Origin of the sequence: Pseudomonas sp. o96-267 (assembly GCF_003935465.1) — a bacterium.
Lineage (GTDB): Bacteria > Pseudomonadota > Gammaproteobacteria > Pseudomonadales > Pseudomonadaceae > Aquipseudomonas > Aquipseudomonas sediminis.
On the sequence record NZ_RHQP01000009.1, the window covers coordinates 117,447 to 127,755 of the forward strand.

At 62.4% G+C, this 10,309-nt stretch carries 10 protein-coding genes and 1 pseudogene; 7 read left to right on the top strand and 4 right to left on the bottom strand.

Annotation, left to right across the window (positions count from 1 at the left end; all coding sequences use genetic code 11):
• Positions 1 to 540 precede the first annotated feature (540 nt).
• Complete coding sequence (gene yihA / locus EGJ86_RS08535; protein ID WP_125834777.1) at positions 541 to 1,182, bottom strand: ribosome biogenesis GTP-binding protein YihA/YsxC; 642 nt, start codon at positions 1,180 to 1,182, stop codon at positions 541 to 543.
• A gap of 243 nt (positions 1,183 to 1,425) precedes the next feature.
• Here yihA and EGJ86_RS08540 point away from each other — a divergent pair, with 243 nt between their 5' ends.
• The 5 genes from EGJ86_RS08540 (at position 1,426) to EGJ86_RS08560 (ending at position 5,938) form a co-directional block, all read left to right on the top strand.
• Entirely contained in the window at positions 1,426 to 1,716 is a 291-nt protein-coding gene (locus EGJ86_RS08540) for a cytochrome c5 family protein (protein ID WP_017676419.1), read from the top strand.
• 50 nt (positions 1,717 to 1,766) lie between these two features.
• Entirely contained in the window at positions 1,767 to 2,372 is a 606-nt protein-coding gene (locus EGJ86_RS08545; RefSeq protein ID WP_017676420.1) for a cytochrome c, read from the top strand.
• A 150-nt stretch (positions 2,373 to 2,522) separates the two neighbouring features.
• A complete protein-coding gene (locus tag EGJ86_RS08550) occupies positions 2,523 to 3,149 on the top strand; it encodes a thiol:disulfide interchange protein DsbA/DsbL (RefSeq protein ID WP_125834778.1) in 627 nt (208 codons plus the stop codon).
• 21 nt (positions 3,150 to 3,170) lie between these two features.
• Positions 3,171 to 4,043, top strand: coding sequence for an endonuclease/exonuclease/phosphatase family protein (locus EGJ86_RS08555; RefSeq protein ID WP_125834779.1), 873 nt, complete (start codon positions 3,171 to 3,173; stop codon positions 4,041 to 4,043).
• A gap of 5 nt (positions 4,044 to 4,048) precedes the next feature.
• Positions 4,049 to 5,938, top strand: coding sequence for a GGDEF domain-containing protein (locus EGJ86_RS08560; RefSeq protein ID WP_125834780.1), 1,890 nt, complete (start codon positions 4,049 to 4,051; stop codon positions 5,936 to 5,938).
• A 58-nt stretch (positions 5,939 to 5,996) separates the two neighbouring features.
• Here EGJ86_RS08560 and EGJ86_RS08565 read toward each other — a convergent pair whose 3' ends face one another.
• A complete protein-coding gene (locus tag EGJ86_RS08565; protein ID WP_125834781.1) occupies positions 5,997 to 7,535 on the bottom strand; it encodes a nucleobase:cation symporter-2 family protein in 1,539 nt (512 codons plus the stop codon).
• A 231-nt stretch (positions 7,536 to 7,766) separates the two neighbouring features.
• On the opposite strand from EGJ86_RS08565, the gene EGJ86_RS08570 reads away from it, so the two are divergent.
• Positions 7,767 to 8,357, top strand: coding sequence for a MarC family protein (locus EGJ86_RS08570; protein ID WP_125834782.1), 591 nt, complete (start codon positions 7,767 to 7,769; stop codon positions 8,355 to 8,357).
• Entirely contained in the window at positions 8,354 to 9,136 is a 783-nt protein-coding gene (locus EGJ86_RS08575) for an N-acetylmuramoyl-L-alanine amidase (RefSeq protein ID WP_125834783.1), read from the top strand. The genes EGJ86_RS08570 and EGJ86_RS08575 overlap by 4 nt, the downstream gene beginning before the upstream one ends.
• Here EGJ86_RS08575 and EGJ86_RS08580 read toward each other — a convergent pair.
• A pseudogene (locus EGJ86_RS08580) lies at positions 9,137 to 9,804 on the bottom strand (DUF3313 domain-containing protein). It lies immediately after the preceding gene.
• A gap of 51 nt (positions 9,805 to 9,855) precedes the next feature.
• Positions 9,856 to 10,248, bottom strand: coding sequence for a response regulator (locus EGJ86_RS08585; RefSeq protein ID WP_013713337.1), 393 nt, complete (start codon positions 10,246 to 10,248; stop codon positions 9,856 to 9,858).
• Between the last annotated feature and the right edge of the window lie 61 nt (positions 10,249 to 10,309).

The following is a 10,309-nucleotide window of genomic DNA, read 5'->3' on the forward strand; positions in this document are numbered from 1 at the left end:
TTGTTCCCCCCCCCCCCCGCGCGGGGGCCCCGCCCGCGGGCTCGCCCGGCTGGGGGGGGGGGGGGGGGGCGGCGCTTTGGGGCCGCGGGCGCTTGGGGGGGCGGGCGCGGGCCGCGCCCCGGCGGCCGCTCTAGCTTTTGGGTTTCAGGGAATCAAAAGGCGCTTTCTTATTGCAAATGGTTTTTAAGACGGCGATGAACTTTCTGCAAACCCACCCGGTCAGAGTTCATGAATGGCCGTTAAGCCCTTCAATGCTCCTTTGTTGTGTTAAGTGTTGGCAGACATCTGAACCCCGCCCTAGCGGTTCAGACCTTGAACCCCGAACTTCTCCCTCCCCATACGAAGCTCGGGGTTTTTTTTGCCTGTAAAAAACTGCCGCTAGCGGCATTCTGATGACCCTCTCCCTTCGGGAGAGGGTGCCCGAAGGGCGGGAGAGGGTTTATCCGGCGATGCCGAGCGTCGCCTGAACCACCCTCTCCCCAGCCCTCTCCCATAAATGGGAGAGGGAGCAGACTGTGCATGCCGGGTGTGCGTCGCACCCTACTCCTGTTCCTCATCCTCTTCCGGCAACAGATCCAGCCAACTGGCCAGCACCATCTGCGCTTCTTCCACGCCCATGCGCTTAGGCGCCGAGAACAACTGGATGCTGATGCCATCGCCCCACTGCTTGTGAATTTCCTGGCGCACCTTGAGCAAGGTGGTCTTCGCTGCGCCGAAAGCCAGTTTGTCGGCCTTGGTCAGCAGGATATGCAGCGGCATGCCACTGGCTACCGACCAGTCCAGCATCATACAGTCGAACTCGGTCAGCGGATGGCGGATATCCATCATCAACACCAGGCCGCTCAAACTCTCGCGGCTGCCCAGATACGCTTCCAGATGTTTCTGCCAGTGCTGTTTGAGCGGGATCGGTACCTTGGCATAACCGTAGCCGGGCAGGTCGACCAGGCGACGCTCGTCGTCCAGGCGGAAGAAGTTGAGCAACTGCGTGCGTCCCGGTGTTTTCGAGGTGCGCGCCAGGCTGGCGTGGGTAAGGGTGTTGAGCGCGCTCGACTTGCCAGCGTTGGAGCGGCCGGCGAATGCCACCTCCAGGCCGCTGTCCTCGGGGCACTGGTCGACCTTGGCGGCACTGATGAGGAAGCTGGCCTGCTGGCACAGACCGATGATGGGATTTTTCGGGAGCATGGGGGTATCCGGTGGATGCCTCGATTCCTGTTCAGTGGTTCGAGGGCTTGCGACATTTCCGCGCACCTGCTGCGCTCCAGAGGGGGCGGCAGGGGGCGTCGTTTCCGTTTCAGTGTTGCCAGTATATAATGCCGCAGATTTTGTGTGCGCTTTGTCCCACCCGCAGGAACCCAATTGCCGGGAGCGATTAAATCTCTGCTCGATAGAAAGCAGGACGTTCCCAACCCTGATGAGGTTGATCTGATGAAGAAAATGCTGCTTGCTGCTGCCGTTATGATGTTGTCGTTCAACGGCTATGCTGCTCAGGATCCGCAAGCTGTGTATGACCGTTCCTGTGGTGTATGCCACAACGGCCAGATTCCCACGGCGCCCAAGAAGGGCGACAAGGCCGCATGGGAGCCGCGTCTGGCCAAGGGCATGGATACACTGGTGCAGAGCGTTACCAATGGTTTGAATGCCATGCCGCCGCGCGGCCTGTGCATGGACTGCTCGGCCGAGGATTACCAGGCGGTCATCAAGCTGATGACCGAGTGAGTAAGCCCGCTCGATAACCCTTTCTCTCTTAGCCGTAATTGGATTAGCTGATGAACAAAGTACTCGTGAGTCTGCTGTTGACCCTGGGCCTCACTGGCGTGGCACAGGCTGCTGGCGATGCCGAAGCCGGTCAGGGCAAAGTCGCTGTCTGTGGTGCCTGTCATGGCGCCGATGGCAACAGCCCTGCACCAAACTTCCCCAAGCTGGCCGGTCAGGGCGAGCGTTACTTGCTCAAGCAGCTGCACGACATCAAGTCCGGTGCCCGTCCGGTGGTCGAAATGACCGGCATGCTGGACAACCTTAGCGAACAGGATATGGCTGACATCGCCGCTTACTTCTCCAGCCAGAAGATGAGTGTTGGTGCCGCCGATCCCAAGCTGGTCGAGCGTGGTGAAGCACTGTTCCGTGGCGGCAAGCTGGAAGAGGGCATGCCGTCCTGCATCGGTTGCCATTCGCCCAACGGTGCTGGTCTGGCCGCTGCCGGCTTCCCGCACCTGGGCGGCCAGCACGCTCAGTACGTAGCCAAGCAGCTGACCGACTTCCGCGAAGGCAATCGCACCAACGACGGCGACGCGATGATCATGCGCGCTATCGCTGCCAAGCTGAGCAACAAGGATATCGAAGCTGTATCCAGCTTCATCCAGGGCCTGCACTGACGGACCATCGTTGCTTTTGGCAAGACAAAGGGTGGCTACGGCCACCCTTTTTCATTTGCGCCGCGGCTACAATGGCCGGAACCTGCCTCGTGTCGTCCGGTCTTACTAGCGATTCGCCACGAGGCGATGCCTACTACCAAGGAGTACCCCATGCGTAACCTGATTCTCGGCGCCGCTCTGGCCATCAGCAGTCTGTTCGGTATCACTGCTCATGCCGAGCCGGTGGCTGGCCAGCAGTACGTCGAGCTGAAGAGCCCGGTGCCGGTCTCCAAGCCTGGCAAGGTCGAAGTGGTGGAGCTGTTCTGGTACGGCTGCCCGCACTGCTATCAGTTCGAAGCGACTCTCAACCCCTGGGTCGAGAAGCTGCCGGACGACGTCAACTTCGTCCGCGTGCCGGCGCTGTTCGGTGGTATCTGGAACGTGCATGGTCAGGCGTTCATCACCCTGGAAAGCATGAAGGTCGAGCACAAGGTGCATGACGCCGTGTTCAACGCCATCCACCAGGAGAAGAAGAAGCTGGCTTCGGCCGAAGAGTTTGCCGATTTCGTCGCCACCCAGGGCGTTGATCGTGATGCCTTCCTCAAGACCTTCAACTCCTTCGCCGTCAAAGGCCAGATGGAAAAGGCCAAGAAACTGGCCATGGCTTACCAGATCACGGGTGTACCGGTGATGATCGTGGGCGGCAAATACCGCTTCGACCTGGGCTCGGCCGGTGGTCCGCAGCAGACCCTGCAGGTCGCTGACCACCTGATCGCCAAGGAACGCGAGGCGCTCTAAGCGCGGCCGCAGGCGCGAAGCATGTTGCGCCGCTGGCGAAAGACACGTGCGGTTGGTCTGTGCGATCCGCAGATCAACCCGCACTGTTCGCCCCATGCCGACTGGCCAGCTGACGGCCTGTTGCGCTTGCTCAGTTTCAATGTCCAGGTTGGCATCAATACCCAGCGTTATCACCATTACCTGACGCGCAGTTGGCAGCATCTGTTGCCCCACGCCGGGCGTGCCGGCAACCTGCAGCGCATCGGTGATCTGCTCGCCGACTTCGATCTGGTGGCTTTGCAGGAGGTCGATGGCGGCAGCCTGCGTTCGGGCTACATCAATCAGGTCGAGTACCTGGCCCAGCAGGGGGCCTTTCCCTTCTGGTACCAACAGCTCAATCGCAATCTCGGGCGCTTCGCCCAGCACAGCAACGGTGTGCTCAGCCGTTTGCGTCCCTCTCTGCTGGAAGACCATCCGCTCCCCGGCCCGCCTGGGCGCGGTGCGATCTTCCTGCGTTTGGGCGAGGGTGAGCATGCACTGGGTGTAGTGATGATGCATCTGGCGCTGGGAGCTCGCACCCGAACGCGGCAACTGGCCTACATTCGTGAGCGTGTCAGCGAGTTTCGCCACCTGGTGCTCATGGGCGACATGAACACACAAGCTGTCGACCTGCTGGAGAACTCCCCGTTGCGCGATCTCGGCCTGCTCGCACCGCAGGTCGAGGCGACTTTCCCCAGCTGGCGCCCGCAGCGCTGTCTCGACCATATCCTGCTCAGCTCGGAGCTTGAACTGGGGCGTGTCGACGTGCTCAGCCAGCCTATTTCCGACCACCTTCCCGTTGCCGTGGAAATCCGCCTGCCGGAAGCACAGAATGGCGCGCAAATGCCTATGCTGAAGACGCCATCTCCCGAGTAAGCCGTATGAGCGATGACGCGCAGCGCTGGAAAGAAAAGTACCTGAGCAGCCTGGAACAGCAGGAGAAGCTCGACCGCCGTTGGGAGTTGCGCCTGGATCTGTTGCGCCGGGGGCTGGTGCGCAGCAGCCTGGCCGCCGAGGGCGCGGACAAGGCGGTCGATCAATGCATGCAGGAAATGCGCGAAATTCTTCGCCGCGACGATATGGACGCTGCATTGGGCGGCCTTATTCCGCGTCTGGAAAAGGCTGTGCTGGATTCCGAGCAGCGCCGTCAGCAGCGTGCCGGAGAGGCTGCGACTGCGTTGGCTGGCTTGATCGAGCAACTACAGCGTCTGCAGCCGCCCCGCGAGGTGCGCAAGGCACTCAAATCACTGGGCAAGCAGTTGCAGGATGCCACCGCGCACCAGTACCTGCTCCCGGCGTTGCTCAGTCAGCTGAGTAATCTGCAGGGCCAGGCGCTTACCGTTCTGCAGGCTCCGGCGCAGGAACAACCAGGCCTGCTTCAGCGCCTGTTCGGCTCGCGCGGCGAGACCAGCGAAAGCAATGAGGATACGCCGGCCCATGTCACTGAGGCCGCTAGCGTTATCGAGGAGCCCGCACCAGAGTCGGCGCCAACGCCAACGCCAACGCCAACGCCAACGCCAACGCCAACGCCAGCATCCGCGCCTGCCACCGTCGCGGTAGCGAACGAGTCGCCTCCCCGTATTGCCAGAGTGATTAGCACGCCGGCCCAGCATCAGCTCCACGAGGCTTCGCCCGTGCTCGATAGCCTGCCTCTGCCGCCAGGGCTGGTGCGACAGGAGGATGCCGACGACAGCCCGTTTTCATTGCCCAGCAGCGAACCTGGGTACAGCGCAGTGGCGCCGCATATCGCCAGCAGTCTGCGTGGCCTGCTCGACGAGCTCGAGCTGCCGGCGCGCCATCTGCCGCAAGGTGACGCGCTGCGCCTGCGGCTGGAGGGCAATCTCAACTGGTACGAGCTGGTGCCGGTGCTGGATGACCTGGCTGTGCTGGTGCTGGCCGTCACCGATAGCGGCCAGCGTGAGTTCGCGGGCTATCTCAAGCAACTCAATGAGCGCCTGGCGGCCTTCATCGAAACCCTCAGCCAGGCACATGAGGGGTACAGCGCGTCGGCAGAAAGTGCGCGCAACTTCAATCAGCAGTTGCGTGATCAGGTCAGCGACCTGCAGCAAAGCGTGCAGGATGCGGGTGATCTGGAGTCGCTCAAGCAGGCCCTGGAGCAGCGCCTGGAGGGGTTGCTGCAGAGCGTCAGCAATCATCAGCGTCAGCGCGATAGCAGTGAGGACGACGTGGCCGAGCGGCTACAGGGCCTGGTCAAGCGTGTCGCCGAGATGGAGCAGGAGGCGCAGCAGTTTCGCGAGCATATCGAGGAACAGCGGCAGAAGTCTTTGCTGGATCCTCTGACCGGATTGGCCAATCGTGCCGCCTGGAGTGAGCGCCTGGATCTGGAGGTCGCTCGTCGCCAACGCTACGGCGGCCAGTTGTTGTTGGCGGTGCTGGATATCGATCACTTCAAGCGGATCAACGATGGCTATGGTCACCTGGCCGGTGATCGGGTGCTGAAGATCATTGCCGGTGAGCTCAACAAGCGTCTGCGCAAGACCGACTTCATCGCCCGTTTTGGTGGTGAGGAGTTCGTTTTGCTGATTCCTGCAACGCCGCTGGAAGGCGGTGTGCAGCTTCTCGAGACCCTGCGCGCGGCAATCGAGGCCTGCCCGTTTCACTTCAAGGGTGAGCCGGTGACCATCACCTTCTCCGCGGGTATCGCTGAGTTTCGCAATGGCGAGGCCACCGAGGTCACCTTCGAGCGTGCCGATCAGGCGCTTTACCGTGCCAAAGGCACGGGGCGTAACCGGGTCGAACAGGCAGTCTGATCTGTTCGGCCGGAGCCGCGGTAGAGGCCGCGGCTCGCAAAGCGCCGGTCAACCTTCCCTATGACGTCGCTTCTGCCGACTGCTTGCTGGCCGTCGGGGTGTTGCGAGTTCGCGGGGCGTGGTCGCTGTCGTCTTGCAAAGGCACTTCGTTGCCCTGCGCGTCATACAGCTTGCCGTCGACGAAGTGGTCGCCTTCATGCAGCGCGGCAATATCGCGGTAGCGCAGGCTGCGCTCGGTGCCGGCGACGAACACCGACTGCTGATCCGAGTTCCCCGTGGTGAAGTGGTTGAACAGCAGGTTGAGCAGGATTGCCATGATCGCCGACGAGCTGATGCCCGAATGGAAGATGGTTTCGAACCAGGCCGGGAAGTGGTGGTAGAAGCTCGGCATGGCGATGGGGATCATGCCGAAGCCAATCGAGGTGGCGACGATGATCAGGTTCATGTTGTTGCGGTAGTCGACCTTGGCCAGGGTGCGGATGCCGCTGGCAGCCACGGTGCCGAACAGCACGACGCCCGCGCCGCCCAGTACCGCGGTCGGTACGGCGGCGATCAGGCGGCCCATTACCGGTAGCAGGCCGAGGGTGACCAGAATCATGCCGGCGCTGGCGACCACGTAACGACTCTTCACCCCCGTCACGGCCACCAGGCCGACGTTCTGGGCGAAGGCGCTTTGCGTGAAGGAGCCGAACAGCGGGGCGAACATGCTGGAGATCATGTCAGCACGCAAGCCGTTACCCAGGCGCTTGGAGTCCACCTTGGTGCCGATGATCTCGCCAACGGCGAGGATATCCGCCGAGGTTTCCACCAGGGTCACGATCACCACGATGACCATCGACAGGATGGCGGCCACCTTGAACACCGGCATGCCGAAGTGCAGGGGTTCGGGCATGGCCAGCAGCGGACCGTTCGGGACCTGGGAGAAGTCCGCCATGCCAAAGGCCACGGCAACCAGGGTGCCGATGACCATCGCCAGCAGGATCGACAGGCGCGAGATGCTGGCGCTGCCGACCTTGCTCAGCAGCAGCACGGTGGCCAGGGTGAAGGCAGCCAGGCCGATGTTGGCCATGCTGCCGAAGTCCGCGGCGCTGCTGTTGCCGCCCATGGCCCAGCGCGCGGCCACTGGCATCAGCGTCAGGCCGATGGTGGTGATGACGATACCGGTCACCAGTGGCGGAAAGAACTTGGTGATGCGTGAGAACACGGGCGTGATCAGCAGCCCTATCAGGGACGCGGCTATCACCGAGCCGAGCACCACCGGGATGCCCCCGGCGCCGTCGCTGCCGATGATCGCGATCATGGTCGCCACCCCGGCGAACGAGACGCCCTGCACCAGTGGTAACTGACAGCCGAAGAAAGGCAGGCCGAGGGTTTGCAGCAAAGTAGCCAGGCCGCCGGCGAACAGTGAGGCGGCGATCAACAGGCCGATATCGGCGGGTGACAGTCCGACAGCCTGGCCAACGATCAGGGGAACCGCAACGATCCCGCCGTACATGGTCAGGACATGCTGCAAGCCGTAAGCAAAGTTTGCGCTGATACCGAGATTCTCGTCCTCAGGACGCTGGGTCACGGGCGCGCTGTTGGGGGTGGAAGTCATTGGGAAAGCTACTCGCTGTTGTTCTTGTCGGGTCAATGTAGACATTTTGTTGTGATCTTGGCTACCACTTTGTATACATTTTTACCGGTGGTAGTTGTCGAGAACTTGGGCGATGGTTTTGGTCACAAAATTTCCTGGCTCGACGAAAGCGCTAGAATATGACTGCTGCGCCGACTCGCGAGGCGACCCCGCAAGGCCCTAGACTATGCGCACTAGCCACCGGAGACGCCCATGGACATCTTCAGCATCGCCGTGCTGATCTTTTTGGTCACCGACCCTTTCGGCAATATCGCCATCTATATCGCCGCACTGAAGAACGTCGAGCCGCGCAGGCGGTTGTGGATTGCCGCGCGCGAGCTGCTGTTCGCCCTCGGCCTGCTGCTGCTGTTCCTCACCTTTGGTGACAAATTCCTCACCAGCCTCGGGCTGTCACGGGAGGCAACCGCGATTGCCGGCGGTATCATCCTGTTCGTCATCGCCATGCGCCTGATCTTTCCAAGCCCGCAGGGCCTGCTCGGCGACGTGCCAGACGGTGAGCCGATGCTGGTGCCGCTGGCCACGCCGGCGGTGGCCGGGCCTTCGGCACTCGCGGTGCTGATGACCCTGCGCAACACTCACATCGGGCCGCTCTGGGAGCTCTACCTCGCGTTGATCCTGGCCTGGTCGGCGACGGCATTCATTCTGTTGCAGGCGTCGTTCCTGCAGCGGTTCCTCGGTAATCGCGGGTTGATGGCGGTGGAACGATTGATGGGCATGCTACTAATCATGCTCAGCGTCGACATGCTGCTGGATAACCTGCAAAGCGTATTCGGTCACGCATGAAGTCTCTCTGCCTTACCCTCGTTCTCGTTTTGCTGGCCGGTTGCACCGGTGGTCTGCGTATCGACGACAGCCATACCGCGACCGGCCAGAACAGCCGCGTGCAATACATCGTGCTGCATTACACCTCCGCTGACCTGCAACGCTCGCTCGACCTGCTGACGCAGACCGAGGTGAGCAGCCATTACCTGATCGGTGATGCACCGCCGACGGTCTACCGCCTGGTGGATGAAAACCGGCGTGCCTGGCATGTCGGCGTCAGCGAATGGAAGGGGCGCACCTGGCTCAACAGCACCACCATTGGTATCGAACTGGTCAACCAGGGCTACTACCAGACGCCGGCCGGCCGTTACTGGCAGCCTTTCGCACCGCAGCAGATCGATACCCTGATCGTGCTGCTCAAGGACATCGTCAAGCGTCACCAGTTACCGCTGGGCTCGATCATTGCGCACAGTGATGTGGCGCCGCAGCGCAAGGTCGATCCGGGCCCGCTGTTCCCCTGGAAGCGACTGGCCGACGAGGGGCTGGTGCCCTGGCCGAACGAAGGCGCGGTGGCGCGCCAGCAGGCGCTGTTCAGCACCAGCCTGCCCAGCGTGCAGTGGTTCCAGGCGCAGCTGGCGCAGCAGGGTTATACGGTGCCGCAACATGGCGAGCTGGATGAGGCGACGCGCAATGTCATCGCGGCCTTCCAGATGAAGTATCGTCCGGCCAACTACGACGGCCGGCCGGACGCGGAAACCGCAGCGCGCTTGCGGGTGCTCAATCTGCAGGCGGCCGGCTGATCAGCGCAGGCCGGGTTGGAAGTCCCGCGCGTCGCGTGCCCAGACATCCAGTACCGGCTTGAGGTCGTCCAGGGTCAACTGGGTGCTGCTGTTGGCCAGCGTCAGGCCATGACCTTTGCGCACCACCCGCAGCACCGGTTCACTGGTGCGGGCATCGAGTGCTTCCAGTTCGATAAAAATCTCGGTGTCGCGGTCACGGGTGCCGGCAGCCGTGCTCGCTGCGGCGATCACCAGGGCCACGGGGATCACCTCGTAGGCCTTGATCCCCTCGGTCGAGACGTTGACCCCGGTGATCGCGCTGCGCAGCACCAGGCTATCCATGCTTGGCGTGTCGACCAGCTTCAGGCGCCCGTCCTTGAGCTCGCGCAGCAGTGCCTGGTGCAGGTAGTCACGCGCTGTTCCAGCGTCTGGGCGCTGACTTGATCGCTGGGCATGGGTTCGGGGTAGAAGCTCGGCTGCTCGACGTAGACCGAGGTGTAGCGCTCGCTGCGAAACTGCGGCGAAATCCAGCGTAGCACCGGTGCTCCAGTGGCCGAGGTGGCAGGCTGGAGCTGGGAGTAATCGGCGAGGTAGCCGGAGAACTGCGTGGGTTGGGTGGTCTGACTGGCGCAGCCGGAGAGCAGCAAGCCAGCGAGAAGGCCCAGGCGAAGCGGGGTGGCGTAACGCATCGGCGGACTCTCCTGTCCAGTGGTCTGAAAATCAGACTAGATGCCGCTCTGTCAGCCCGCCAGTTCGCCCAGTCGTTGTGCCAGCAACCTGAAATCGTAGGGTTTGACGATGCTGTCGGTGGCGGCTGCGCTGTCGCGAGCTCGCACGGCCTCGAGCAGTTCGCGTTCGTCGTAGCCGCTGGCGAACAGCACCGGCAGGGTCGGTTGCAGCTGGCGTGCGGTTTCCACCAGTTCGCGCCCGTCCATGCCGGGCAAGCCGATATCGCTCATCAACAGATCGACCCGCTGCCCGCTGCGCAACAGATCGAGCGCGCTGGGACCATCACGCAGGGCGTGCACGCGATAACCGAACTCGCCGAGCACCTCCGCGGTGAGCTCGCGCACGACATCGTCGTCTTCGACCAGCAGGATGGTCTTGGCACTGGCGCAATCGGTTTCGGTCATGAGGCTCTCTGTTTCAGCGCGCAGAATACGCAAATGTTTGGCAAACTTCGGAGTCTGCACG

Excerpts from the sequence above, each read along its gene's own strand:
- yihA (WP_125834777.1), bottom strand. The coding sequence starts at position 1,182 with ATGCTCCCGAAAAATCCCATCATCGGTCTGTGCCAGCAGGCCAGCTTC.
- EGJ86_RS08540 (WP_017676419.1), top strand. The coding sequence starts at position 1,426 with ATGAAGAAAATGCTGCTTGCTGCTGCCGTTATGATGTTGTCGTTCAAC.
- EGJ86_RS08545 (WP_017676420.1), top strand. The coding sequence starts at position 1,767 with ATGAACAAAGTACTCGTGAGTCTGCTGTTGACCCTGGGCCTCACTGGC.
- EGJ86_RS08550 (WP_125834778.1), top strand. The coding sequence starts at position 2,523 with ATGCGTAACCTGATTCTCGGCGCCGCTCTGGCCATCAGCAGTCTGTTC.
- EGJ86_RS08555 (WP_125834779.1), top strand. The coding sequence starts at position 3,171 with ATGTTGCGCCGCTGGCGAAAGACACGTGCGGTTGGTCTGTGCGATCCG.
- EGJ86_RS08560 (WP_125834780.1), top strand. The coding sequence starts at position 4,049 with ATGAGCGATGACGCGCAGCGCTGGAAAGAAAAGTACCTGAGCAGCCTG.
- EGJ86_RS08565 (WP_125834781.1), bottom strand. The coding sequence starts at position 7,535 with ATGACTTCCACCCCCAACAGCGCGCCCGTGACCCAGCGTCCTGAGGAC.
- EGJ86_RS08570 (WP_125834782.1), top strand. The coding sequence starts at position 7,767 with ATGGACATCTTCAGCATCGCCGTGCTGATCTTTTTGGTCACCGACCCT.
- EGJ86_RS08575 (WP_125834783.1), top strand. The coding sequence starts at position 8,354 with ATGAAGTCTCTCTGCCTTACCCTCGTTCTCGTTTTGCTGGCCGGTTGC.
- EGJ86_RS08585 (WP_013713337.1), bottom strand. The coding sequence starts at position 10,248 with ATGACCGAAACCGATTGCGCCAGTGCCAAGACCATCCTGCTGGTCGAA.